The organism is Lysinibacter cavernae (assembly GCF_011758565.1).
In the GTDB taxonomy this organism is placed as follows: domain Bacteria; phylum Actinomycetota; class Actinomycetes; order Actinomycetales; family Microbacteriaceae; genus Lysinibacter; species Lysinibacter cavernae.
This window is the reverse complement of record NZ_JAAMOX010000001.1, coordinates 1,769,766-1,793,631: the sequence shown is the minus strand read 5'-3', so window position 1 is coordinate 1,793,631 and position 23,866 is coordinate 1,769,766. Positions and strand designations below refer to the sequence as shown.

Annotated in this window: 21 protein-coding genes; 9 read left to right on the top strand and 12 right to left on the bottom strand. The window is 60.2% G+C overall.

What is annotated here, in order from left to right:
* Positions 1 to 328: 328 nt before the first annotated feature.
* From FHX76_RS07860 to FHX76_RS07850, 3 genes are all read left to right on the top strand, one after another.
* Complete coding sequence (locus FHX76_RS07860; protein ID WP_167149556.1) at positions 329 to 739, top strand: FluC/FEX family fluoride channel; 411 nt, start codon at positions 329 to 331, stop codon at positions 737 to 739.
* Positions 736 to 1,149 (top strand): FluC/FEX family fluoride channel, encoded by a 414-nt coding sequence (locus FHX76_RS07855; protein WP_167149554.1) that lies wholly within the window; start codon positions 736 to 738, stop codon positions 1,147 to 1,149. The genes FHX76_RS07860 and FHX76_RS07855 overlap by 4 nt, the downstream gene beginning before the upstream one ends.
* Positions 1,150 to 1,360: 211 nt before the next feature.
* The gene (locus tag FHX76_RS07850; RefSeq protein WP_167150444.1) at positions 1,361 to 3,046 is read left to right on the top strand and encodes an amino acid permease; all 1,686 of its coding nucleotides are present in this window, start codon (positions 1,361 to 1,363) and stop codon (positions 3,044 to 3,046) included.
* Between the two features lie 56 nt (positions 3,047 to 3,102).
* On the opposite strand, the gene FHX76_RS07845 is transcribed toward FHX76_RS07850, so the two are convergent.
* The 8 genes from FHX76_RS07845 to FHX76_RS07810 all read right to left on the bottom strand — a co-directional run bounded on the left by FHX76_RS07845 (position 3,103) and on the right by FHX76_RS07810 (position 11,001).
* A complete protein-coding gene (locus tag FHX76_RS07845; protein ID WP_167149552.1) occupies positions 3,103 to 4,056 on the bottom strand; it encodes a hypothetical protein in 954 nt (317 codons plus the stop codon).
* A gap of 79 nt (positions 4,057 to 4,135) precedes the next feature.
* The gene (mnhG, locus tag FHX76_RS07840; RefSeq protein ID WP_167149550.1) at positions 4,136 to 4,528 is read right to left on the bottom strand and encodes a monovalent cation/H(+) antiporter subunit G; all 393 of its coding nucleotides are present in this window, start codon (positions 4,526 to 4,528) and stop codon (positions 4,136 to 4,138) included.
* Positions 4,529 to 4,792: an MrpF/PhaF family protein gene (locus tag FHX76_RS07835; RefSeq protein WP_167149548.1), complete on the bottom strand. Its 264-nt coding sequence runs from the start codon at positions 4,790 to 4,792 to the stop codon at positions 4,529 to 4,531.
* Positions 4,789 to 5,388, bottom strand: a complete 600-nt coding sequence (locus FHX76_RS07830; RefSeq protein WP_167149546.1) for a Na+/H+ antiporter subunit E — start codon at positions 5,386 to 5,388, stop codon at positions 4,789 to 4,791. The genes FHX76_RS07835 and FHX76_RS07830 overlap by 4 nt, the downstream gene beginning before the upstream one ends.
* Positions 5,385 to 6,947, bottom strand: a complete 1,563-nt coding sequence (locus tag FHX76_RS07825) for a Na+/H+ antiporter subunit D (protein WP_167149544.1) — start codon at positions 6,945 to 6,947, stop codon at positions 5,385 to 5,387. The genes FHX76_RS07830 and FHX76_RS07825 overlap by 4 nt, the downstream gene beginning before the upstream one ends.
* Positions 6,944 to 7,468: an NADH-quinone oxidoreductase subunit K gene (locus FHX76_RS07820; RefSeq protein WP_167149542.1), complete on the bottom strand. Its 525-nt coding sequence runs from the start codon at positions 7,466 to 7,468 to the stop codon at positions 6,944 to 6,946. The genes FHX76_RS07825 and FHX76_RS07820 overlap by 4 nt, the downstream gene beginning before the upstream one ends.
* Entirely contained in the window at positions 7,465 to 10,470 is a 3,006-nt protein-coding gene (locus FHX76_RS07815; protein WP_341777920.1) for a Na+/H+ antiporter subunit A, read from the bottom strand. The genes FHX76_RS07820 and FHX76_RS07815 overlap by 4 nt, the downstream gene beginning before the upstream one ends.
* Positions 10,471 to 10,752: 282 nt before the next feature.
* Positions 10,753 to 11,001, bottom strand: coding sequence for a WhiB family transcriptional regulator (locus tag FHX76_RS07810; protein ID WP_167149540.1), 249 nt, complete (start codon positions 10,999 to 11,001; stop codon positions 10,753 to 10,755).
* A 244-nt stretch (positions 11,002 to 11,245) separates the two neighbouring features.
* On the opposite strand from FHX76_RS07810, the gene FHX76_RS07805 reads away from it, so the two are divergent.
* Positions 11,246 to 11,644: a hypothetical protein gene (locus tag FHX76_RS07805; protein WP_167149538.1), complete on the top strand. Its 399-nt coding sequence runs from the start codon at positions 11,246 to 11,248 to the stop codon at positions 11,642 to 11,644.
* Here FHX76_RS07805 and bcp read toward each other — a convergent pair.
* The 3 genes from bcp to aroA form a co-directional block, all read right to left on the bottom strand.
* Positions 11,641 to 12,129: a thioredoxin-dependent thiol peroxidase gene (gene bcp, locus FHX76_RS07800; protein WP_167149536.1), complete on the bottom strand. Its 489-nt coding sequence runs from the start codon at positions 12,127 to 12,129 to the stop codon at positions 11,641 to 11,643. The genes FHX76_RS07805 and bcp overlap by 4 nt on opposite strands.
* Positions 12,130 to 12,481: 352 nt before the next feature.
* Positions 12,482 to 13,534: a ribosome small subunit-dependent GTPase A gene (gene rsgA / locus FHX76_RS07795; protein ID WP_167149534.1), complete on the bottom strand. Its 1,053-nt coding sequence runs from the start codon at positions 13,532 to 13,534 to the stop codon at positions 12,482 to 12,484.
* Positions 13,531 to 14,895 (bottom strand): 3-phosphoshikimate 1-carboxyvinyltransferase, encoded by a 1,365-nt coding sequence (aroA, locus tag FHX76_RS07790; RefSeq protein WP_167149533.1) that lies wholly within the window; start codon positions 14,893 to 14,895, stop codon positions 13,531 to 13,533. Before aroA ends, rsgA begins: the two co-directional genes overlap by 4 nt.
* A gap of 155 nt (positions 14,896 to 15,050) precedes the next feature.
* Between aroA and FHX76_RS07785 the strand changes: the two genes are divergently transcribed.
* Both FHX76_RS07785 and FHX76_RS07780 read left to right on the top strand, forming a co-directional pair.
* Positions 15,051 to 15,647: a sigma-70 family RNA polymerase sigma factor gene (locus FHX76_RS07785; RefSeq protein WP_167150440.1), complete on the top strand. Its 597-nt coding sequence runs from the start codon at positions 15,051 to 15,053 to the stop codon at positions 15,645 to 15,647.
* Positions 15,647 to 15,892, top strand: coding sequence for a zf-HC2 domain-containing protein (locus tag FHX76_RS07780; protein ID WP_167149531.1), 246 nt, complete (start codon positions 15,647 to 15,649; stop codon positions 15,890 to 15,892). The genes FHX76_RS07785 and FHX76_RS07780 overlap by 1 nt, the downstream gene beginning before the upstream one ends.
* Before the next feature lie 198 nt (positions 15,893 to 16,090).
* Here FHX76_RS07780 and FHX76_RS07775 read toward each other — a convergent pair whose 3' ends face one another.
* The gene (locus FHX76_RS07775; protein ID WP_167149528.1) at positions 16,091 to 19,831 is read right to left on the bottom strand and encodes a multifunctional oxoglutarate decarboxylase/oxoglutarate dehydrogenase thiamine pyrophosphate-binding subunit/dihydrolipoyllysine-residue succinyltransferase subunit; all 3,741 of its coding nucleotides are present in this window, start codon (positions 19,829 to 19,831) and stop codon (positions 16,091 to 16,093) included.
* 137 nt (positions 19,832 to 19,968) lie between these two features.
* Here FHX76_RS07775 and guaB1 point away from each other — a divergent pair, with 137 nt between their 5' ends.
* The 3 genes from guaB1 to FHX76_RS07760 all read left to right on the top strand — a co-directional run bounded on the left by guaB1 (position 19,969) and on the right by FHX76_RS07760 (position 23,631).
* Entirely contained in the window at positions 19,969 to 21,402 is a 1,434-nt protein-coding gene (guaB1, locus tag FHX76_RS07770; protein WP_167149526.1) for a GMP reductase, read from the top strand.
* Positions 21,403 to 21,825: 423 nt separating this feature from the next.
* A complete protein-coding gene (locus FHX76_RS07765) occupies positions 21,826 to 22,260 on the top strand; it encodes a MarR family winged helix-turn-helix transcriptional regulator (RefSeq protein ID WP_341777894.1) in 435 nt (144 codons plus the stop codon).
* A 114-nt stretch (positions 22,261 to 22,374) separates the two neighbouring features.
* Positions 22,375 to 23,631, top strand: a complete 1,257-nt coding sequence (locus FHX76_RS07760; protein WP_386762268.1) for an MFS transporter — start codon at positions 22,375 to 22,377, stop codon at positions 23,629 to 23,631.
* The last annotated feature ends 235 nt before the right edge of the window (positions 23,632 to 23,866 follow it).

The window sequence follows — 23,866 nt, the reverse complement described above, 5'->3', positions numbered from 1 at the left end:
GAATATATTCACGCAGGCGAAACCGCCGACAGCGAGCATCGTCATCCCCCAGATGACGTGCCAAAGCCGTGATTGTGCCTAACAGACGGTGAGCGGGCCGAAATCTAACGCGCGTCGCAAAAAACATGCAAACTGTGCGTGAGATGTCAGTAGCTTTGGCAGTCCCCATTTCGTGCCAATAACCTGCGTGACAGTTAATAGTCTAATTGATCGTTGTGGGTGGTTCGGCGTTTATCGGTTACTCCTCAGGTACGCGAAGCCGATAATTAGGCGCGGCTACGGAGGATGGCGTTCAAGACGCGCCTGCATCCGGCGCTACAGTTAAGGCATGTCCCGTATTTCTGCCGCCGTTTGGGGTGCGGTTTTTGCCGGGGGAGTGCTCGGCGCTGGCCTTCGGCTCCTCATCCACGAACTCATCGGAAGTGGAGCCGCTGTTGACCCGTGGCCGACCCTGATCGTGAATCTATTCGGTTGTTTGCTGCTCGCGTTTGTTGCCGCGTTCTGGCAGGAGCGCGTTGTGCGCGACTGGCTCAAAGCTGGTATTCGTGCGGGTTTCATTGGTACGTTCACAACGTTCTCGGCGCTCATGATTGAACTGTTTGTCTCCCTGTACAACGGAAACGTGCTGTGGGCGATCGGGTTGCTGGTTGTCTCGATTGGCGGTGGCTGGGTCTGCTCCGCCTGGGGGTACGAGCTCGGCCAGATGGCCGCGCCGCGGCGACAGCGGGTGCAGTCATGACCCCGGTAGTGATGATTGGTATCGTGCTGCTCGGCGGAGTCGCCGCAGTTGCCCGATTTGCGCTTGCCACCTGGCTCCCCGCAACGAGTCGCTCATACGCTCGACGCTCATCGCGCAAGCGCGGCGAGCTCCCCATCTCGTGGGGCATCGTTGTGGCAAACGTCATCGGCTCGGCCGTCGCTGGCCTCGCTCTTGGGCTGTATTTTGGGCAGAGCATTTCCCAAGGCACCTTCTTTCTGCTTTCCATCGGAGTGGCCGGCGGGCTCAGTACCTTCAGCACGCTCATCGGCGATTCGCACGGGATGCTTCGCGAAAAGAACTCGCGCGCCGCACTCGGCAATGTGCTGGTCAACGTCGTTGCCGGACTCGGTGCCGCAGCGCTCGCCTTCTGGGTATCGTTCGCGTTCTAACACCCATCCCTCTCCAATCGAGGTAGAGGACTCATACCAGCATGGTCACAGAATGGGAACAAAACTGCCCAAATCGGGTGGGGGCTTGCGCCAAGGGGGAGATCGTGTGGCACTCTTGGTGAGGACAAATTGGCATCAAGCCAATTTCTCTTTCCCCTCATCAACGAATGACGCAGCGTAGCGAACCCAACACAAAGGAATCGTGACCCTCATGAGTCTCTTCCGCACAAAGAGCATCCAAGACTCCCTCAACGACACATTCGAAGAGGGGCGAACGCTCAAACGCACTCTCGGCCCGTGGGACCTCGCAATCATGGGCGTCGCCGTTGCGGTTGGTGCCGGTATCTTTTCTGTTGGAGCAAAAGCCGCTGGGTCGTTTGCAGGGCCATCAGTTGTGCTGTCCTTTGTTCTCGCAGCCGCCACCTGCTTCCTCGCAATCATGTGTTACGCCGAATTTGCGTCAAGCGTTCCCGTCGCTGGGTCGGCCTACACCTTTACGTACGCCACCCTCGGCGAATTACTGGCCTGGATTATTGGCTGGGACCTCATCCTTGAAATGCTGACCGCGGCAGCCGTTATCGCTAAATACTGGGGAATCTACCTCAGCAACGTCTTCGACTACTGGAACTGGGATATCCCGAGCACCATCAACGTTCTTGGCCTCGATGTGAGCTGGGGCGCCTTTGTGATCGTCGCGATCTTTACCGCGTTGCTCATCGCCGGAACAAAGCTCTCGGCCCGCGTCTCGAACGTGTTCACCGTGATTAAGGTTGCCATCGTTGTATTCGTCGTCATCGTTGGATTCTTCTATGTGAACCCCGCAAACTACGTTCCCTTCATCCCAGAAGCCCAGCCTGTCACGGGCAGCGACACGGCCGTGTGGGAGCAATCGCTGTTCTCGTTTGTCTCTGGAGCTGCGCCGAGCCAGTACGGTGTGTTTGGGCTGCTTGCGGCGGCCTCGCTTGTGTTCTTTGCCTTTGTTGGATTCGACGTGGTGGCCACAAGCGCCGAAGAAGTCAAGAACCCGCAGAAGAACCTGCCGAAGGGAATCTTCTGGGGACTCGGCATCGTGACGGTGCTCTACATCCTTGTCTCACTCGTGATTACCGGCATGGTCTCCTACAAAGACCTGGCAGCGGCCGGAGGGGATGCCTCGCTTGACCTCGCGTTTAAGCTGGTCGGTGCCGAATGGGCCGGCCAGATTATCTCTATCGGTATTCTTGTTGGGCTCACAACGGTCATCATGGTGCTGCTGCTCGGACTTGCCCGAGTGATCTTCGCCATGAGCCGCGACGGGCTGCTGCCTCGGATGCTGAGCAAGACTGGCGCGAACACCCACACACCCATCCGCACGCAGGTGATTTGTGGACTCGTTGTTGCCCTCATCGCGGGCCTCACCGACGTCGGCGTGCTCGAAGAGATGATCAACATCGGCACGCTTTCCGCATTTGTGCTCGTGAGCCTTGGCATTATTGTGCTTCGCAAGAAGAACCCCCGAGTGAAGGGGGCCTTCCGCGTGCCGTTCTCACCCTACGTCCCGATCCTGTCGGCCGCGCTCTGTTTGTGGCTCATGTTCAACCTCACCACGCTCACCTGGGTGCGGTTCCTCGTATGGCTCGCACTCGGCTTTGTCATCTACTTCACCTACAGTCGACGCAACTCGGTGCTTGGGAAGAAACTCAAGGCCGAGGCTGCCGCGGCAGCAGCCTCAGCTGGGGCACCCGGGACCTCGGCACCCGGGACCTCGGCGACGGGGAATGTCTCGACGGGGACTATCCAGACGGGGGCATCCTCTGGAGGGACTTCCTCAGCAGGGGCTTCCTCTGCCGAGGCGTCTTCGGTTGAGGGATCTCCGGTTGAGGGGCCCTCAGACGAGACCGATACCCGCGACCGCTAAACCTGTGCGAAGCCGCTGCGGCGCAGACGGCATCGCCGGGGGCTTTCGCTGGGGGCTTAGTACTCCGTGAGGCTGAGCCCTGCCCAGACGTCGTCGGCGATGCCGGTTGTTCCAGCTGGGCAGTCGACCTCCGCGTAGAGCACGTTGTTGCCTGGCATAAAGGTGCGGAGCAGCATGCTGCGATCCCTGTCGCCTGCACTCGTTGAGTACGTCGAATGCAACCGTAGGAACTCTACGGGTGTGCCAGCGTTGAACGGCAACTCCGTTGTGCCTTGCTGCTCAACAACGGGGTCCGCGGTCGAGTCCCAGGGGAGTCCGATGGTGAGTGCAAGATTGACGATGTTGTCGGTTGCGGCGCGGTCTGAGGATGCCGTCTCTGCCGGGTTTCCAGCGCCCTGAAAGGTCAGGAACTTGCAGCCAGATTCTGCGTGCGCAAACCGGTTATACCCCTGTTGATCGAAAACTTCGATGTCCCAGCCGTCCCCAAAGGGCGTCATCCAGAACGGCCCGCTGCGGTAGGTCAGGGAATCGTCGAGGGTGACCAGATCGGCCGACTGCGTAGCACCTGAATCTGGTCTGGCTGTTTCTGATGGCTCCGTTGCGGAATCGTCGGCGGAGTCATCGACAGAGTCGTCGGCAGAGTCGTCGTCTGAATCCCGCTCTGATACCGCAGAGATACTCGCGATCGTGGGAGCGACAACAAGAGCTGCGACTAATCCCATTGCGATAATTGCCGCGGCTCCAGCTCCGATGCCGATCCATGATGCGACCCCGAGCCCGCTTCGCGCTGCAGGCTGATTGGCCGTAGCCTGCTGATAACCCTGCTGATAACCCTGCTGATAACCCTGCTGATCAACTTGTTGAAAATCCTGTTGGGAGCCGATAAATGCCGGCAGTTGGTTTGGCTGGGGTGGTGGTGGCACCGATCCGGTGGGCTGGGCAGGGCTCGCTGGGGAGTTAGCGTTCGTGGAGGAGTTACCGTTCGCGGGGTTCGGATCGTTTGTGTTCATGCGTGCTTCCGTTCATCGTTCCCCCGATGCAGTTGCTGCGGTTTAGCCTATCGCTGCGCATTACCCTGATGCGCCAAAACTACCCGTTGCCAAGTACCTTGTCGTTGTCTTGTTCGGGATCATCGGTATCGTGCGCGGCAACCTCGGGTGCCAGCTCGTCGGCGATGAGCGTGCTCTTATCGACGTAGTCTGAGCGGTAGCCGGAGCGGCCAACAAGATGCGCCGAGATCGGTTGCGTGAGGTACTGGATGACCAACACAACCGCGACGCCCGACGCCGTTGGCCATGACATGTTTTGCAGGACAACAGCGAACATGATGGACGTGAGCCCGAGGATTTGTGGCTTGGTGCCTGCGTGCAGGCGGGAGAGGACATCAGGGAACCTGAGGATGCCGATACCTGCCGCAACCGAAAGAAACGAGCCGAAGATGAGCAGGATAACGCTCAGCACGTCGCGAATGGATTCCCACATTTAGGGTTCCTCCCGTCGCGAAATGAATCGGGTAATGCTGATTGAGCTGGTGACGCCAAAAAAGGCGAGCGCCACGAGGATGGGCATGGTCGCGGTGTGGTGGTTGATCGCCATATCGGCGGCGAGGCTGCACAACACAATCGCGAGGAGTACGTCGGTAGCCAGCACCCGGTCGAGGGTTGTCGGGCCGATGATAATTCGGGCAACCGCGCAGACCGCGCCAATGCCAAGAAAGGCGCCAACAACAAGGCCTACCCAGTTCATGAGGCACCCCCTTCTGACGGTGTTGCGGAATTGAGGGACTGTCGCTCTGCCAGCATCCGCTGGACCTCGTTGCGCGATCCGAACGCCATTGTGAGCCTCTCTTCGGTCGCGCGGACCGAGAGTCGGAGCTTTTCAATGTCTTCCGCGTTGTCAACGTCGAGCACGTGCAGGAAGAGTCGGCGCTCTTCCCTGTCTGCCTCGATCACGATGGTGCCTGGCACGAGTGAGATCGCTTCCACCGTCCAGGTCATGATGAGGTCGTTACGCGTGTGTAGGTCGATTGCAATGACGGCGTTGCTCGGTGTGTAGCGCCAATCGATGGCGAGCCAGGCGACGTGCAGGCTGGCGGAGACAACATCCCAGATCATGCGCAGCGAAAACAACAAGAAATGCCACGGGCTAAATCGACCGCCGAAGTCAACCGGCGGGAGGTAGAACACCCGGCCAACGATCACAGAGACGAGGACGCCAGTGATGATGGTCATGGGATTGAGCTGGCCCCACAGCAGTACCCAGATCGCGACGAGCCCAAGCTGTAGCACGATAGAGCCGAAGAGGCTGGCCCGTTTGGCGAGGGCTGTTGTTTGCTCGGTCATCCGATCACCCCTCCGCTAAAGACTGTGAGGATGTAGGTTGCCGGATTCATGAGGTCTGCTGCGGCGCGTGCGGCGAGCTCCATGAGCGGTCCGGCAAAAACGGTGAGGGCTATGGTGAGGCTCACCATGACAACGGTTGTACCAACCATAAGCCGGGGTGTGGTGCTTTGCACATCGCCGATGGTCTCTTCGTGCGTCTCTTGTAGGTTCTCGAGCATTGGGCTTGAGTAGCCGTCGAGCTCATCTTTTGCTCGCCAGAATGCCATGTTCCAGACGCGCATGAGCGCGTAGAGCGTCAGCAACGATGTGGCCGCGCCAGCCCCGATGACTGTCCAGACGAGCCAGCCGCCTTCTTCGCTACCCGCAAGGAAGAGCGCGACCTTGCCGATAAACCCGGAGAACGGGGGAATACCGCCGAGGTTGAGGGCAGGAATGAAAAAGAGGATGGAGATGAGCGGCGCTGCCTTCATGAGGCCAGCAAGGCGGTTGATGGAGGTGCTGCCGCCGATGCGTTCGATGAGGCCGGTGACGAGGAAGAGCGTTGTCTGCACCGTGATGTGGTGAACGATGTAGTACGTCGTGGCGGTCAAGCCTGCCGTTGTTGCAAGGGCGATACCAAAGATCATGTAGCCGATATGACTCACGAGGGTAAACGAGAGGAGTCGCTTGATGTCGGCCTGGGCAATCGCTCCAAAAATGCCAATGAGCAGAGTGAGCAGGGCAACCCACATGAGGACCTCGCTCAGCTGCCCGCCTGGGAACAACAGCGTCTCGGTGCGGATGATGGCATAAACACCAACCTTGGTCAGCAATCCGGCGAACACAGCCGTGACAGGTGCTGGTGCGGTCGGGTAGGAGTCTGGTAGCCAGAACGATACGGGGTAGACCGCCGCCTTCACCGCAAATCCGACAAGTAGGGCAACATGCAGAATGAGCTGGATATCGGCAGGAAGCTCACCGAGTCGTACCGAAAGCTGCGCCATGTTGACGGTTCCGGTTGCGCCGTAGATGAGCGCGATGGCGGTGAGGAAGAACACCGAGGAGACGAGGCTGACGATGATATACGTTGTGCCTGCCCGGATTCGTACTCCGGTGCTGCCAAGCGTGAGGAGCACGTAGCTTGCGGCCAGCAGCATTTCAAACCCGACGTAGAGGTTGAAGAGGTCGCCAGCGATAAACACGTTGAAGAGCCCAGCTGCCAGCACAAGGTAGCTGGGGTGGAAGATAGAGACGGGTGTCTCTTGGTCGCCGTCGGCAACACCCTGGCCTACGGAGTAGATGAGCACGCCAAGGAGCATGAGCGCCGAGATGAGCAGCATGATGGCCGAGAGCCTGTCAACGACGAGCGTGATGCCCCATGGGGCAGCCCAGCCGCCAACCTGCACCGCAAGCGTGCCCTGCGAGTCGACTGCGATGAGGAGCGCAACGCTGACAACGGTGGCCGCGATAAGCGTGCCAACGCTGACGCCGACCTGAGCCCGGCGATAGCGGCTGAGCACGAGTGTGCTGGCCGCGCCAAGGAGCGGAAGGATGACAACGAGTGGGATCAGCCAATTCATGAGGGATCACGCCCCTCGGTCGAGATTCGGCCGACGGTGCCAATGGGGCCCGTGTTGGGTCCTGGCTCATGCAATGGGTTATTGTCCTCGTCGTCGGAGGCGTCAAGCGCCTCTTGGATGGCGTCGTCTTCATCGTGTGACTGTTCAAACACCTGCGCGCTGTTTTCGTCGTCATCGTCTTGGTCGCTCGAGACGGTATCGCCGTCTTCGCCAAGCTGTGCGAGCCACCAAGATCGGTAGATGAGCGCAAGCAGGAACGCCGTGATCCCAAAGTTGATCACGATTGCGGTGAGGATGAAGGCCTGCGGCACGGGGTCGGCAAGTCCGCTCGCATCACCGTTGGCAGGGGTGATGGGCGCATCACCAGGTCTGCCGCTCATGAGGAAGATGAAGATATTGACGCCATTACCAACGAGCAGGAACCCAAGCAGAATGCGCGTCAGGTTGCGCTGCATCATGATGTAGATGCCAACGGCAAAGAGGCAGCTTGCGAGGATGAGTAGGGTGACGGATGCGCTCATCGTGTTCCCTCCTCAGTTGTGGTTCGTGTCGCCTCAAATTCGGCTGCGTCGGTATCGACGTTGTCTGCTTCTGCATCGGCGCGGGCGTCGTCTTTGGCGTCGTCGGCCCCAACGTTTTCTTCTCGGTGGCGGTCGATCTCTGCCCCGAGGCTGCGAAGCACGTCGAGGATGAGCCCGATGACGACGAGGTAGACGCCGATATCGAAGATGGTGGTGGTGCCGATGCTGATTTCGCCGAGCCAACCGAGATCGTATTCGAACCAGCTGGACTGCAGCACTTCGCCACCTGCGATCAGCGAGGCGAGCGCTGTGCCGACCGCGAGGATGATGCCGGTTCCGAGGATCTTGCCTGCGTCGACTGGGAGTGCCTCGCCAAGTTCGTAGCGTCCGCCTGCCAGATATCTTGTGACGAGCGCGAGCCCTGCGACGAGTCCGCCGGCAAAGCCTCCACCTGGGAGGTTGTGGCCAACAAAGAGCAGATACAGCGAGAGGATGATGGCGGGGTGAAAGAGCAACCTGGTGAGTACCTCAACGAGGATGGATCTGTTTCTGGCTGAGAGCGTGCGACCCGCCATGAGGAACGCGCCGCGAGTGGGAGCGTCGGGATCTGGCACGATTGTGCCGTTTGCATCGACGATCGTGGCAGAACTTGTAGCCGGCTCAAGGACAATCTTTCGGCGGTTGCCAATGCGCCGTGGATGCTTCGTGGTTGGGAGCTTCGGCGCGGAGCCTGTTCGCTTGGTCACAAAGATGAGGCTCGCGATGCCGGTGGCGACCACAACAAGCACCGAGATTTCGCCCATGGTGTCCCATGCGCGGATGTCGACGAGCATGACGTTCACGATGTTGTGGCCATGGGCCTCAAGCGCGAGCTCAGACATTCGCTCTGAAATGCTCGTGTGCTCGCGTGCCCCGAGTGCAACAAGGCCGGCGACGCCCATGATGAGCCCTGAAGCGATGGCAATGGTGAGTTTGAGCCAGTTGCGCCGCTTGTCGGGGAGCGGCTTCATCGCAGCGGGCAGGCGGCGGAGGACCAGCACAAACACAACGAGGGTGATGGTCTCGACAAGCGCCTGGGTGAGCGCGAGGTCGGGAGCACCCTGAATGGCAAAGAGCGTGACCATGCCATAGCCGGTGACGCTCACGAGGAGCACTGCAGCGATTCGCTGCTGAGCCCGGGCAACGCAGACGGCAGCAACGATCATGACGATGGCGATAAAGACCTGCGCAGGGTAGTCCCACAGCACAAACTCGGTTGGCCAGGTGGAATTGGCGAGCAGCGAGTATCCAACCGAGAGGACGAAGAGACCGAGTACCGCCGCGATGTAACCGGGGAGGCCAAAACGCTGGACCCTGACGGTAATTGCGTGTGAAAACGAGTCGACCGCGCGAAGGATGCGCCAGTAGAGAGAACTTGAGTTGATCCAGGCTGGAACCATTGACTGGTACCGAGACACTCGGATGCGCTGCCACGCCAGGAACAGACCGACGGCCACGACAACCAGCGTGAGCACGAGGGCAGGCTCGATGCCATGCCACAGTGCCAGATGGTAATCGCCGTCGCCGAGCGTGCGTGCGTATGGGCTGAGAACCTTGTCGAGCCAGGGGGCAGCGATGCCCGCGCCGACGGTCAGCGTGGCGAGAATCGCGGGCGCGATGAGGATTGAGCCCTTGTCAGGGTGGACGATAGGCGTCGCAGCAACTGTCTTCTTGACGGCGAACGCACCCCAGAGGAAACGAACGGAGTAGGCAAAGGTTATGACCGAGCCAAGGACGATGCCAACGAGGGCAATCCAGCCCCACACATCGCCCGCCTCGCCAGAATCGAAGAGGGCGGTAAAAACGGCCTCTTTCGCAACGAAGCCAACAAACGGCGGCAACCCAGCCATTGAGGCAACAGAAATAAGCGCGATGGCGGCAACGCCTGGCTGGCTGCGACGTAGGGCAGAGAGCTGACGAAGGTCGCGAGTGCCAGTGCGGTGCTCGATAACACCGACGATGAGGAAGAGCGTTGCCTTGTAGAGGCTGTGCGCGACGAGGAGGGTTTCAGCAGCAAGCGCTGAGTCTCGCGTGCCGTAGCCAGATACCAGGGCGAGGAATCCGAGCTGGCTGATGGTGCCGTATGCGAGGACGAGCTTGAGGTCGTTTTGGCGGAGTGAGCGCCAGCCGCCGACGAGCATCGTGAGGAGGCCAACAACGATAAGCGTTTCACGCCATCCTGGAACCTCGGTAAAGCCGGGCGCCAACCGCAGGATGAGGTAGATGCCGGCCTTGACCATGGCTGCAGCGTGGAGATATGCGCTGACGGGAGTGGGTGCTGCCATTGCTCCTGGCAACCAGAAGTGGAACGGCACGAGGGCGCTTTTGCTTGCAGCCCCAACGAGGACGAGGATCATGGCGGTTGCAACGAGCGGCCCGTTGATAGGCGTTTCAACGATAACCGCGAGCGATGTGCTGCCGGCCTGCACGATGAGGATGACCAGGCCAACCAGCATGACGAGCCCACCAAATGTGGTGACAAGCAACGCTTGAATAGCCGCGCCACGGCTCTCTTTGCGATAGGAGTAGTGGCCAATGAGGAGGTAGGAGAGCACGCTTGTGATCTCCCAGAAGATGAACATGACGATGACGTCGTCGGCGGTCACGAGCCCATACATGACCCCGGCAAAGAGGAGTAGGACGCTCGCAAAGCGGCCGAGGCCTTGTTCGTTTTTGCCGAAGTAGCTGGCGCAGTATATGAGCACGAGCGTGCCAACACCGGTGACAATAAGCGCCATGAGCCAGCTGAGAGCATCAACTCTGAACGAGAGCGAGATGCCAAGCTGGGGAATCCACTGAATCGATTCGGTATATTCCCCACCGGCTATTACTTTGCCTGATTGGCTCAGCGTATAGGCAAATGCGGCAGCGGGGAGGAGGGCTATAACGAGGAATACTCGGGTGCTCAGCCATTTGGTGAGGAAGGGGGTGACGAGGGCGAGGAGGGCAAAGGCGGAGAGTATTAGTAGCAGTAGCCTCCCCTTTCGTTCGTCACCAGTTTCCTAAAAAGACTACCGAAGTCTGAGAACGCGATTCACCAATATTTCAGATTGGTGATGAATTTGCAGAGAACTCGACTGTGGAGAAGAATTGCGCAGATACGGCAACGGCACCCATCAAATCAACGATTGATGGATGCCGGATGCCCCTCAAACGAAACATGGTCACCACAAATCTGTGGTGACCATGTTCGCTCAGCGCATGAATCCATATCCCAAAGATGGGAGAGGAACCTGCTGAAAAACTTAGGAAGCGCGGCGTGCGCGGGCGGCGCGACGCTTAAGCGCACGACGCTCGTCTTCGCTCAGTCCGCCCCAAACGCCCGAGTCTTGACCCGTTTCAATTGCGTACTGCAAGCAAATCTCGGTAACGGTGCAACGTGCACATACCGACTTTGCCTTTTCGATCTGATCAACAGCTGGCCCGGTGTTTCCTACTGGAAAGAAAAGCTCGGGGTCGGCCGTGAGACAGGCTGCTTGTTCGCGCCAATCCATGCGTAGTGCTCCTTCATGGTAATTTATGCAGGCGCAAGAAAGAGAGAAGCTCTGGTGGAGCAGAAATCTTCTCACGCCGAGGGGGGAAATACGTGGGTAAGAGGGTCGTGCACTACGGTGTACGCGAAAACTCAACAGGGAATATACTCCCATAGAGTACGCATCAAATCAATAGTTTTAAGGGAATTGGATGGGAGATCACGTGTCGGACATACAGCCTTCACCTTCGGCCGCTACTGGGCGAATGAGAGGGCTCGTGATCATCCTCGCTGCGCAAGCAATTCTGATGCTTGCGGCGAGCGTTTGGTTCCTCTTTGAACTGTTCACAGAGCAGCCAGACTCGATGGCGTCGGCTATCGCACTATTTGTGCTCATCGTGCTTGGCACCGTGTGGGTCGCGGCAACCGCCGTCGGAGTCGCGCGATCAGCTTCGTGGGCGAGAGGATCGGCAGTCACCATCCAGATCCTGCAGCTCGCCATCGCATTTGGTAGCTTTCAGGGTGGCGAGTTTGCGCAGCCGCTTGTTGGCTGGGTGCTGCTCATCTCCGCAGGAAGCGCGCTGTTCATGCTCATCCGTTCGGCGAAGCGCTCCGGTGAGGCCGAAAAGGCTGCACGCGAGCGCCCCGCCGACGACGAGGGTTAGTCGAGCCCGAGCTTCTTCCGCAGGCTTGCGACGTGGCCGGTGGCTTTTACGTTATACAGGGCGTGCGTGAGAACGCCGTTGCTATCAATCACAAACGTTGAGCGGATCACGCCGGTGACGATCTTGCCGTACAGGTTCTTCTCGCCATAGGCGGCATACGCCTTGTGGACCTCAAGATCGACATCGCTCAGCAGCGGAAAGGCAAGACCTTCCTCATCTGCGAAGGAGCGGAGGGTCTTGACGCTGTCCTTTGAGACACCGAGGATGCGGTAGCCAGCGGACGCGAGTGACGCCATATTGTCGCGAAAATCGCAGGCTTGCTTGGTGCAGCCGGGCGTCTTTGCGGCCGGGTAAAAGTACACGATGACGTTCTCGCCGCGCAATTCGCTCAGGGTGACGGGATTGCCGTCTTGGTCGTTGAGCGTGAAGTCAGGGGCGGTATCGCCAACCTCGAGGCGAGTGGATGCGGCAGTTGTCTCAGTCATGGCATCCATCGTAGGGCAGATGGCGCCCCGGCCGCCGCGACCTTGCTGCGGACTCCGTCGCGCGGCTGGCTGGGTACGTTGCTGTGTGGCTGGCTGCCAACTCCGCCACGCGGCTTGCTCGGTAGTCTCTGCGCACCCTGCCACGCATCCCCCATCCACAGCATCCACCTTCGCCTCCCGTGCCGTCCTCGATTTCGGGGCAGAGTCGCTATTTCGTGCGGAGTATTTCGCGCAGAATGGGCGCAGATCCACCCAAATCGCTCGAAGAGGGTGGATTTGCGACCAATCTGCGTAAATTTGGCCCAAGCTGAAGGTGACCAGCAACGCGCCGGATGAGCCCGCAGCGGCCGGATTAGCCAGCGAACGTATCGAGCAGCCGGTGCAGCGAGTCGAGCCTCACCGTGCCAACCTCGCCAAGACGGCCCTCGCGGACGGCCTCGGTGATCGCGCAGTCTGGCGCATCCGCACGGTGCGTGCAGCCTCGTGGACACTCAAGAGCGAGCTCGGCGAGGTCGGTGAACGAGCGAACGATGTTGTCGGGATTAACATGCCCGAGACCGAATGAACGGACACCAGGGGTATCGATAACCCAGCCCGTTCCTGCAGGAGACGAGTACTGCAGGCTGACCGTAGACGACGACGTGTGCCGTCCTCGTCCGGTTACATCGTTGACCCTGCCGGTCGCACGGTCGGCCGTTGGTACGAGCGCATTGATAAGCGTTGACTTGCCAACGCCGGAGTGTCCAACAAACACCGTTTCGTGACTGATGAGCTGTTCCGCGATCTCATCGAGCGGAAATGCTTCCTTGCTGCCAGTAAATATCGTGATTCCAAGACCCTCAAAGTTGCGCAGGAACTCGCTAGGGTCGGCGAGGTCAGTCTTGGTCACGCACAGAAGCGGGCGGATGCCCGCGTCAAACGCCGCGACGAGGTAGCGGTCGACGAGTCGGGTGCGAGGCTCGGGATTCGCTGCGGCGACAACGATGAGCATCTGGTCAGCGTTTGCAACCAGCACACGCTCGATGGCGTCGGTATCGTCTGCGCTTCTCCGCAGGAGGCTCGTGCGCTCGTCAATTGACACGATGCGAGCAAGCGTGCCCTGGTCTCCTGAGGTGTCGCCGACGAGTCGCACGCGATCGCCCGTCACGAGCGCCTTTTTGCCAAGCTCGCGTGCCCTCGTTGACGTGATGATGCGTTCCTGCTCGCCGCCGGCATCCACGAGAACTGTGAATCGACCGCGGTCTACCCCGAGGACGACCCCGCTCACGGCGTCATTATGTTCCGGCCTGATTTTGGTGCGCGGCCGGTTGCCCTTTGGATTTGGTCGAACACGGATGCTCGACTCGTCGTAGTCGCCGTAGGGCTCGTCGTCATCGTCAACGCCCGTCTCTGACCACCAACTCATACGCTGGGGCCGCCAACAACCATCGCGGTCCACAGCTCGGTGAACTGGGGGAGCGTCTTCGAGGTCGTCTGAACGTCGTTGATCTCGACGCCGTCGACCGCAAGCCCGATGATTGCGCCAGAGGTCGCCATCCGGTGGTCTTCGTAGCTCAGCCATTCGCCGCCGTGCAACTGGGCGGGCTCGATTGAGAGGCCGTCTTCGAGCTCGGTAACCTTGCCGCCGAGCTTATTGATCTCGTTGGCGAGCGCAGCGAGTCGGTCGGTTTCGTGATGGCGAATGTGGCCGATACCCGTGATGACGCTCGGCCCGTTGGCGAGTGCCGCAAGGCTGACGACTGCCGGCGCGAGTTCTCCTGCCTCGCTGAGGTCGAGTGTGACTCCCGATATTTCTCCACTGGCGGAGACCGTGAGCACGCCGTCGTCAAGTGTGACGGTTGCGCCGAAGTGGGGAAGGATATGGCGCAGCTGATCCCCAACCTGCGTGGTCTGCGCCGGCCATCCTGGGATGCTGACCGAGCCGCCGGCAACAAGCGCGGCGGCGAGGAAGGGGGCAGCATTTGACAGGTCTGGCTCGATCGCGATGTCACGCGCGGCAATTGGGCCAGCCTGGATACGCCACTCACCCTCAGCCGGACGTTCAACAACGACCCCACGCGCCTCGAGCGTGTCGAGCGTCATCTCAATGTGCGGGATGCTTGGCAGGCGCTCGCCGGTGTGCACAATGTGCGCACCCTCGTCAAAGCGGGCGGCAGTGAGCGCGAGGCCTGACACAAATTGGCTCGAAAGGCTCGCATCAATTTCGACGCGACCGCCGGGAACGTTTCCGGTGCCGTGGATGGTGAACGGGAGCTTGCCGCGTCCCTCATCGGTAATGTCGACGCCGAGGCCGCGCAGGCCGTTAATGATGGCTGCCATTGGGCGGCGGCGGGCGGATGCGTCGCCGTCGAAGGACGTTGGCCCGAGCGCCAGCGCGGCGACCGAAGGAACAAAACGCATGACGGTGCCCGCAAGGCCACAATCGATAGAGGTGCTGCCGATGAGCTCGCCCGGCGTGATGAGCCAGTCGGCGCCAAAGCCGCCGTCGCCAGGAACCTCGTCGATGGTTGCGCCAAGCGAACGAAGCGCCTCGACCATGAGATTGCTATCGCGCGAATGCAGCGGGGCCCGCAGCCGCGAGGGGCCGTCGGCGAGGGCAGAGAGCACTAGCTCACGGTTGGTGAGTGATTTTGAGCCGGGGATGCGCACAGCGGCATCAAGCTGCCCCGACGGTCGCGGAGCAGGCCAGTTCTTCGGAGTCTCATCCTCGTCTGACTGATCGCCGAACGGGTTGAAATCCGGTTGGGAATACTTCGAAATCAACATTGGTTATTAACACTATCGCCAGTACGCAGAATTTGCGCGTGAGGCGCACCACCGGGCCGCAACGCCCGCAATGAGAGGTAAGGAGTACGGTGACGATTACAACGCTTGAGCGTTCTGAAACTGTGCACGACGAATTACGCGTAGGATTGCTCGATATGGCTGAGCAGTCCGATTTGCATGCGCGCTTCGAAGAGCAGGCGTTGCCCTACCTCGATCAACTGTATGGCGCTGCCATCCGGATGACCAAGAATCCTCAAGACGCGCAAGACCTTGTGCAAGAGACCTTCACGAAGGCATTCGCGTCCTTTAAATCGTTCCAGGATGGCACCAACCTCAAGGCCTGGCTGTATCGCATCATGACGAACAGCTACATCAACACGTACCGCAAGCGCCAGCGCGAGCCCTATATGGGGGCCATCGACGAACTCGAAGACTGGCAGCTTGGCGACGCCGAGTCCACCACATCCAGCCGCTCACGCTCTGCAGAGGCTGAGGCCATCGATCGCATGCCAGAGAGCGTCGTGAAGAACGCCCTCAACTCAATCTCCGAAGACTTCCGCATGGCTGTGTACCTCGCCGATGTTGAGGGATTCTCGTACCAAGAAATTGCCGACATTATGAAAACGCCGGTTGGCACCGTGATGAGTCGGCTGCACCGTGGCCGTCGGCTGCTGCGCGAAATGCTGACCGAATACGCCGCCGAGCAGGGCCACGAAGTTGGCGCTCGGCCACAACGAAAGGGCGGTGCCTGATGACCGATTGCGGCTGCGAAAAAGCGCAAAAGTCCCTCGAAGAGTACCTTCATAACGAGCTGTGCAAAGAAGACGCCGGCGACATCCGCGAGCACATTGACTCGTGCCCAGAGTGCTCAGACGAGCACCGGGTTGGCATCGTGCTGCGCGAGGCCGTTCAGCGTGCCTGCAAAGAGGCCGCGCCTGAAGACCTGCGCGCCCAGGTCATGGCGAAGCTGCGCTCCATCCAGGCAGAACACGCCTAACCGCGCATCCACCCCCTGCAAGCCCCGAACTCGCGGGCTCGGTACCTGCATCTATTTGCGAGTTTCTGTCGAAGAATCCCGAATTCTGCGCAGAAAGTCACAAATAGATGCAGGTTCGTAGCGGGCGGGATGGGCGCGAGTCTTATGCAGAAGGGCCCCCGTTCCGGATGGAACGGGGGCCCTTCTGCATGCAGCTGCCTAGACGTCGAGCGCGCGAGCGATAAGCTCTGCCTGCTCAATCGCGTGACGCTTAGCCGAGCCGGTTGACGGCGAAGCGGATGCCGGGCGAGAGACAACCGAGAACGCGCGTCCCGGGTTCTCCTGCTTGCTGACCTCCATGCTGATGAACGGCCACGCACCCTGGTTCTCTGGCTCGTCCTGCACCCAAACGAGTTCTGCGTTGGGGTAGCTGTCGAGCACCTCGGTGAGTTCCACAACCGGTGCAGGGTAGTACTGTTCGATGCGGACGAGGGCGACCTTGTCGTTCGGGTTCTTTTCGAGCTCGTGCAGCAGGTCGTAGTACGTCTTGCCTGAGACCATCACAACGCGCTTGATCGCGGCCTTATCGGTGACGCGGGCGTCGTCGATAACCGGCTCGAAGCCTCCGGTGGTGAAGTCTTCAACCGAGCTCGTGGCTCCGCGCAGACGCAGCATGGCCTTCGGGGTGAAGACGATGAGCGGCTTGCGTGGGCGGGCCTGTGCCTGGCGGCGCAGCAGGTGGAAGTACGACGCAGGCGTCGATGGGCGGGCAACAATCATGTTGTCTTCTGCGCACAGTTGCAGGTAACGCTCGATGCGTGCCGACGAGTGGTCTGGGCCCTGGCCTTCGTAGCCGTGCGGCAGCAGGAGCACAACGCTTGAGTGCTGGCCCCACTTCTGCTCGGCCGACGAGATGAACTCGTCGATAACGGTCTGTGCGCCGTTGGCGAAGTCACCAAACTGGGCTTCCCAGAGCACAAGCGCGTCTTCGTTCTCGACCGAGTATCCGTATTCGTAGGCCATCGCGGCGTACTCGCTGAGCAGCGAGTCGTAGATCCAGAACCGTGCCTGGTCTTCCGTGAGGTTCATGAGCGGCAGCCACTCTTGACCGTTTTCACGGTCGTGGAATACGGCGTGGCGCTGCACAAACGTGCCGCGGCGGGCATCCTGTCCTGCAAAGCGAACGGGGGTGCCGTCAACGAGCAGCGAGCCAAGTGCGAGAATCTCGCCGAAGCCCCAGTCGATGTTGCCGTTGCGGCTCATGTCGACGCGCTTGTTGATGAGCTGTTGCAGCTTGGCGTGCACCGTGAAGCCGGCTGGCTTGTTGCCGTAGGCATCGCCAACCGTGTGGATGACGGAGGCTGGGACGGCCGTCCCGATCTGCTGAGCCGAGGCGTGCGCTGGGTCTTCCTCGTTGCCAACCGGCAGCGTAACCGGGATAGCTGCCGTCTGCGCTGCGTGGGTGTCGGCGAAGGCGCGCTCAAGCTGGTCTTGGAAGTTTTTCTTCGACAGCTCGTACTCTTCTTCGGTGATGTCTCCACGTCCGACAAGCGACTCGGTGTACAGGCGTCGCACCGAGCGCTTGGCTTCGATGAGGTTGTACATGAGTGGCTGAGTCATCGAGGGGTCGTCTCCCTCGTTGTGGCCGCGTCGGCGGTAGCAGACGAGGTCGATGATGACGTCGCGCTTGAACTCTTGGCGGTATTCGTAGGCGAGGCGCGCCACGTGCACGACCGACTCTGGGTCATCTCCGTTGACGTGGAAGATGGGGGCCTGGATGGCCTTGCCAATGTCGGTTGAGTACACCGAGGTGCGCGAGTCGCGCGGCAGCGTGGTGAAGCCAACCTGGTTGTTGACTACAACGTGGATGGTTCCGCCGGTGCGGTATCCGCGCAGCTGCGACATCTGCAGTGTCTCGTAAACAACGCCCTGCCCCGCCATCGCGGCATCGCCGTGAATGAGGATGGGGAGGTGCGAGAAGCTGCCGATTGGCTTGCGGTCTTGGCGGGCGCGGACGATGCCCTCGAGCACGCCGTTGGCGGCTTCGAGGTGTGACGGGTTGGCGGCGAGGTAGACCGGGATCTGCTTGCCGTTGATTCCCTTAAACGTGCCCTCGGTGCCGAGGTGGTACTTGACGTCTCCGGAGCCGCCGGCCTTGCCAACCGACTGGGTTCCTTCGAACTCGCGGAAGATCTGGCCGTAGGTCTTGCCAGCGATGTTGGCAAGCACGCTCAGGCGGCCGCGGTGGGCCATGCCGATTGCGACGCCGTCGAGGTCGTCGTCAGCGGCACCCTGCAGGATCTCGTCGAGCAACGCGATGGTTGACTCGCCGCCCTCAAGGCTGAAGCGTTTCTGCCCAACAAACTTGGTCTGCAGGAAGGTTTCGAAGGCCTCGGCCTCGTTGAGCTTCTCGAGGATGCGGATCTGCTCGTCGTGCGTTGGCTTGACGTAGGGCACCTCGATTTTTTCCTGGAACCAGCGGCGCTGGACCGGGTCTTGGATGTGCATGTACTCAACGCCGGTTTTGCGGCAGTACGAGTCGCGCAGCACGCCGAGGATGTCGCGAAGCTTTGCGGTGCGCTTGTTGCCAATGCCGCCGGTGACAAATTCGCGGTCGAGATCCCAGAAGGTGAGCCCGTGCGACTCGATTTCGAGGTCAGGGTGCGAGCGCTGAACGTATTCGAGCGGGTCAATGTCTGCCATGAGGTGGCCACGCACGCGGTAGGAGTTGATGAGCTCCTGCACGCGGGCGGTCTTGCTGACCGCGTCGGACAGGTCAACGCTGATGTCTGGTGCCCACTGGATGGGCTGGTACGGGATGCGCACCGCAGCGAAAATCTGCTCGTAGAAGCTGTGGCGACCAATGAGACGCTCGTGCACAATCTTGAGGAACTCGCCTGAGCCTGCACCCTGGATGACACGGTGGTCGTAGGTGCTTGTCAGCGTGATCGTCTTGCCGATGGCAAGGTTGTCGAGCGTCTGCTGCGATGATCCTTGGAACTCGGCTGGGTAGTCGAGGGCGCCGGCGCCGATAATGCAGCCCTGCCCCTTCATGAGGCGAGGAACCGAGTGAACGGTTCCGATGCCACCCGGGTTGGTGAGCGACACGGTCGTGCCAGCGAAGTCGGCGGCCGTGAGCTTATTGTTGCGCGCACGCTTGACGAGGTCTTCGTAAGCCGCGAGGTACTCGGCAAACGTGAGGGTGTCTGCGCGCTTGATGCTTGGCACCATGAGCGCGCGCGTTCCGTCTGGTTTTGGCAGGTCGATTGCGATGCCGAGGTTGACGTGGGCAGGAGCCACAACCGACGGCTTGCCGTCGATTTCGTCGTAGTAGACGTTCTGGCTGCGGAACTCGCTGAGGGTCTGGATGAGCGCCCAACCGATGAGGTGGGTGAACGAGACCTTTCCGCCACGGCTGCGCTTCATGTGGTTGTTGATGACAATTCGGTTGTCGATCAGCAACTTTGCCGGGATGGTTCGAACGCTTGTCGCGGTCGGGATGGTGAGGCTGGCATCCATGTTGACCGAGAGCGTTTTGGCCATTCCACGGAGCGGGGTGATTTGGTCTTTTGGCTCTGCGTCTTTTGGCTCTTCAGAGGCGGTGGTGAGAGAGCCGGTGACCGGGGCATCGGCCGGAATCGGCTGAGGCTTTGGTGCTGTTGCCGTTGTTTTGGCAATTGGAGTTGTTGGGGGCGTTGCGCTGGATGCTGCTGGCGCTGCCTGGGCCGCTGCTGCGGGAGCCGGGGCTGCGGATGCTGCCGGTGCGGCAGCTGGTTCCGGGTTGCTTGGCGTTTGGGGGGTAGTGGGAGAGTACTTTTCAAGGATGGGCCACCACGATGAATCTACGAGGTTTTTATCAACTACATATTGTTTATGCAGTTCCTCGACGAGCCATTCATTGGCTCCAAAATCGTTTGATGATCCATCCGAGGTTCCGCTCCCCGTTGTTTGGCTGTTCAAGCCGATCGCCCACTCTCTTGTGTTCACACAGATATAGCTGAAATGTTTAGTGCGTCTTTGCGCATTTACAGTGCTTCTAGCCTAGTGCGAAAATTCTGTACGGACGCTCCATAACGGGGCGGGGTAGCCTTATCGTTATGGACTTTATTGGTGAGGGCCCCGCACACGACCTAACGTACTCCGATGTCTTTTTGGTTCCCCGTCATTCCGACGTCACGAGCAGGCTCGCCGTCTCGTTGAACGCGACTGACGGAACCGCAGCCACCATTCCTATTGTTGCTGCGAACATGAACTCTGTGACCGGTCCGCGCCTTGCGGCGACCCTTGCTCGCAGGGGAGGGCTTGGTGTCATTCCGCAGGACATGCCGTTGCAGGAGCTGGCAGACGCTATCCGTTGGGTCAAGGCGCAGCCGACGCTGTTTGATACGGCCATCATCCTGCCGCCGACGGCAACCGTTGCCGAGGCTAGGGAGCTGCTGCCGCCGAGTATCGAGCACGGTGTTGTGGTGTTTAACGGCGAGTATCAGGGCGTTGTGCCGGCTCTCGCGCTCGCGGAGGCTGAGCCTGCCACCCGGCTGGGTGACATCCTGCGGAAGCAGTGGGTTGCGCTCGCCGCTGACGACTTCACCGACGGGCGTGCCGCGTTTGACGCGCTTGTGGCGGCTGGAGTGCATTTTGCGCCCGTGCTTGATCACGGCAAGGTCATTGGAACAGTCTCGCGAAAGTCAGCCCTCCGCTCGACCATCTACCACCCAAACCTTGACTCAAACGGTTCGCTTGCGGTTGCCGCGGCGCTCGGTATTAACGGCGACATTGAAGCAAAAGCGCGGGCGCTTGGTGATGCCGGGGTTGACGTACTTGTTGTTGATACTGCCCACGGTCACCAAGAGAGCATGATCGGCGCACTTGAGCGGGTCAAGGCACTTGACCTTGGGATACCGATTGTTGCCGGCAACGTGGTGACCAAGGATGGCGTGACCGATTTGGTGCAGGCCGGGGCAGACATCCTCAAGGTTGGCGTTGGTCCCGGTGCCATGTGCACGACTCGAATGATGACGGCGGTCGGTCGTCCGCAATTCTCGGCGGTGCTTGAAACTGCCGAGCGTGCTCGTGAGCTTGGCGCCCACGTGTGGGCGGATGGCGGGGTTCGCTACCCCCGGGATGTTGCGCTTGCACTTGCAGCCGGAGCCGCGAGCGTCATGATCGGTTCCTGGTTTGCCGGGACAATTGAGGCGCCAGGCCGCATCATGACCGATGAGGACGGCCGGCACTATAAGGAGAGCTGGGGCATGGCCTCAACAAAGGCCGTTGAGGGGCGTTTTGGTCGGCTCGACCCCTTTGATCTGGCCCGCAAGACACTGTTTGCCGAAGGCATCAGTGGCAGCACCATTTATATTGATCCTGAGCGGCCCTCGGTTGAGGACCTGCTCGACATGATTACGTCCGGCGTGCGCAGTTCGTTCACGTATGCGGGGGCCAGGACCCTGGAGGAGTTCCACGATCGTGCCCGCGTAGGCATCCAATCGGCCGCGGGATATGAAGAGGGAAAGCCGCTTCCCGCGAGCTGGTAGTTTTCGGGCGCTCTTGATTTCCGCGAGTTGGGGTCTCGTGCGTGGAGTCTTGGCGCTGGCGGCTTCCGCGAGCTGGAGCCTCGTGCGTGGAGTCCCGGGCGCTGGTGGCTTTCGCGAGTTGGGAGCCTCGGCGCCGGTGGGTTTGCGAGTTGGGGGCCTCGTGCGTGGAGTCCCGGGCGCTGGTGGTTTTGCGAGCAAGCAACTCCCCGCCCTGGCAACCTCGCGTGCTCAAGCCCCGCTCGCTCACACGCGGGGGACTACACCCCGCTTGGAGAATCGACCTGACGCAAATGTGTGTATGAAGTCGTTTATAGACACATTTGGGTCAGGTCGATTGGTGTTTGTGGTGACCGGGGAGCAGCGCTGGCGCGGGCGTCCCGTTGTTCTTTGACATTGCATAGCCAGGCTATGTATTCTTGCCGAGTGAGTGAATTAGAGCAGAGCGAGCTGAAAGCGGTACTTGCCGACCTCGTGCAGACAAATCACCGCCTCACGCGGGTGGCAGCGCAGGCAACGGGCAATACAGATTCCCCTGCCATGTGGCGCACCCTCTCTGCGCTCAACGGCGCTCATCCGATGCGGCTCGGCGACCTCGCCGCGCTCAGCAGGGTTGCGCAGCCAACCATGACCAAGCTCGTTTCTGGCCTCGTGGAAAGTGGGCAACTTGAGCGGATACCGGATCCCGCTGACGCGAGAGCATCGCTTATTGGCATCACCGCATCCGGGGTCAACAACCTGTTGCGCTGGCGAAGTGAGCTTGCGAGCGCGCTTGTGCCCCTCTTCGCTGATCTCAGTCAGGCGGAGATCGCCACGTTGAGTGGAGCCGTGCAGATCATCAGGGACCACATCGACCCGTGAACTCGCGGGCGCTCACGCCGAACCCGGTCATCCGCTCTGCCTTGTGGGGGCGGGTCCGTGCGCCAAACGCGACTACTCGACAGTAGCCAGTCTCGAACCGAAAGGAGGTGCAGAGTGAAACCTTCCGCCAATTCAACAGCGACCGTAGACACCCAGCACGAACAACCCTCAATCCTTAAGCAGCCAAAAGCCGTCTGGGCGGTAGCCTTCGCCTGCGTCATCGCCTTTATGGGGATCGGCCTCGTTGACCCAATTTTGCCGGCGATCGCCGAAAGCCTCAAAGCGACTCCAACCGAAACTGAGTTGCTTTTCACCAGCTATCTCTTAGTGACGGGAATCGCGATGCTTTTTACGAGCTGGCTCTCAAGTCGCATCGGAGCAAAGCGTACGCTGCTCATCGGGCTCGGTCTGATCGTGGTGTTTGCGCTCTTGGCCGGATTCTCCGAAAGCGTTGAGGCGATCATTGGATTCCGCGCTGGATGGGGGCTTGGCAACGCGCTGTTCATCTCTACAGCGCTCGCAACCATTGTTGGTGCGGCAAGCGGTGGCACGTCGTCGGCGATTATTCTGTACGAAGCCGCCCTTGGGCTCGGCATTGCGATTGGCCCGCTGCTTGGGGGATTGCTCGGAAATATGAGCTGGAGGGGGCCGTTTTTTGGCACCGCCGCTCTCATGGCGATCGGATTTATCGCCATCGTTGTGCTGTTGCAACGCGAGACGGCAAAACGAGAGCCAACGCATATTCTTGCCCCGATTCGGGCGCTCCGCGTTCCTGCCCTCGGTGTCCTCGCTGCTGCGGCATTTTTCTATAACATTGGCTTCTTCGTGCTACTGGCTTACACCCCATTTCCTCTTGGGTTTGACGCCATCGGGCTCGGCCTCACGTTCTTTGGCTGGGGCGTTGGACTTGCCATCACGAGCGTCTTTGTTGCACCTCTGCTCACCAAGCGGATGCCTCGAACCCGCGTCATTCAGTTGGCGCTTCCGCTGCTAGCTGTTGACCTGCTTGCCGCTGCGTTCTTTGTGAACAGCGCCGCCGGTCTTGTCGTTTGCGTTGTGGTTGGCGGTCTTGTGCTCGGAATCCTCAACACCGTGCTCACGGAGTGCGTCATGGAGGCAACTGATCTGCCGCGTTCGATTGCGTCGAGCTCGTACTCGGCCGTTCGGTTTCTCGGCGGTGCGATTGCGCCTCCCGTTGCTGCGGAGCTAGCCAAGATGTTCAATGCGAGCATTCCTTATGTCTTTGCCGCGGCGAGCGTCGGACTCGCGCTTATCGTTGTGTTGTTCGGAAGGAACGCGTTGGCCCGGGTGAACGGCGACGTCGAATCTGAGCTCGTGGAGGCTGAGGCCATCACGCTCGCAGATGCCTAGGGCTGATCTAAACACGTATGGCAGTTGCCACTCCTACTGACAACAAAGCATGGGTCGTATTACGCGGCTCGGAAAAAATTGTGGATGGAAATAAACAGAAGCCTTGCGTTTGGTGGTTTGCGGTGAAATTATAAGGGCTCACAGGGTTTTTTTCAGTTCCGATCGTATTGTGAAACCTGCTCGACATATCCATTGGGGGTAAGCGCAGTGGGCAACTGCTGCGATGAAGGATCGA

Excerpts from the sequence above, each read along its gene's own strand:
- FHX76_RS07860 (WP_167149556.1), top strand. The coding sequence starts at position 329 with ATGTCCCGTATTTCTGCCGCCGTTTGGGGTGCGGTTTTTGCCGGGGGA.
- FHX76_RS07855 (WP_167149554.1), top strand. The coding sequence starts at position 736 with ATGACCCCGGTAGTGATGATTGGTATCGTGCTGCTCGGCGGAGTCGCC.
- FHX76_RS07850 (WP_167150444.1), top strand. The coding sequence starts at position 1,361 with ATGAGTCTCTTCCGCACAAAGAGCATCCAAGACTCCCTCAACGACACA.
- FHX76_RS07845 (WP_167149552.1), bottom strand. The coding sequence starts at position 4,056 with ATGAACACAAACGATCCGAACCCCGCGAACGGTAACTCCTCCACGAAC.
- mnhG (WP_167149550.1), bottom strand. The coding sequence starts at position 4,528 with ATGTGGGAATCCATTCGCGACGTGCTGAGCGTTATCCTGCTCATCTTC.
- FHX76_RS07835 (WP_167149548.1), bottom strand. The coding sequence starts at position 4,792 with ATGAACTGGGTAGGCCTTGTTGTTGGCGCCTTTCTTGGCATTGGCGCG.
- FHX76_RS07830 (WP_167149546.1), bottom strand. The coding sequence starts at position 5,388 with ATGACCGAGCAAACAACAGCCCTCGCCAAACGGGCCAGCCTCTTCGGC.
- FHX76_RS07825 (WP_167149544.1), bottom strand. The coding sequence starts at position 6,947 with ATGAATTGGCTGATCCCACTCGTTGTCATCCTTCCGCTCCTTGGCGCG.
- FHX76_RS07820 (WP_167149542.1), bottom strand. The coding sequence starts at position 7,468 with ATGAGCGCATCCGTCACCCTACTCATCCTCGCAAGCTGCCTCTTTGCC.
- FHX76_RS07810 (WP_167149540.1), bottom strand. The coding sequence starts at position 11,001 with ATGGATTGGCGCGAACAAGCAGCCTGTCTCACGGCCGACCCCGAGCTT.
- FHX76_RS07805 (WP_167149538.1), top strand. The coding sequence starts at position 11,246 with ATGAGAGGGCTCGTGATCATCCTCGCTGCGCAAGCAATTCTGATGCTT.
- bcp (WP_167149536.1), bottom strand. The coding sequence starts at position 12,129 with ATGACTGAGACAACTGCCGCATCCACTCGCCTCGAGGTTGGCGATACC.
- rsgA (WP_167149534.1), bottom strand. The coding sequence starts at position 13,534 with ATGAGTTGGTGGTCAGAGACGGGCGTTGACGATGACGACGAGCCCTAC.
- aroA (WP_167149533.1), bottom strand. The coding sequence starts at position 14,895 with ATGTTGATTTCGAAGTATTCCCAACCGGATTTCAACCCGTTCGGCGAT.
- FHX76_RS07785 (WP_167150440.1), top strand. The coding sequence starts at position 15,051 with ATGGCTGAGCAGTCCGATTTGCATGCGCGCTTCGAAGAGCAGGCGTTG.
- FHX76_RS07780 (WP_167149531.1), top strand. The coding sequence starts at position 15,647 with ATGACCGATTGCGGCTGCGAAAAAGCGCAAAAGTCCCTCGAAGAGTAC.
- guaB1 (WP_167149526.1), top strand. The coding sequence starts at position 19,969 with ATGGACTTTATTGGTGAGGGCCCCGCACACGACCTAACGTACTCCGAT.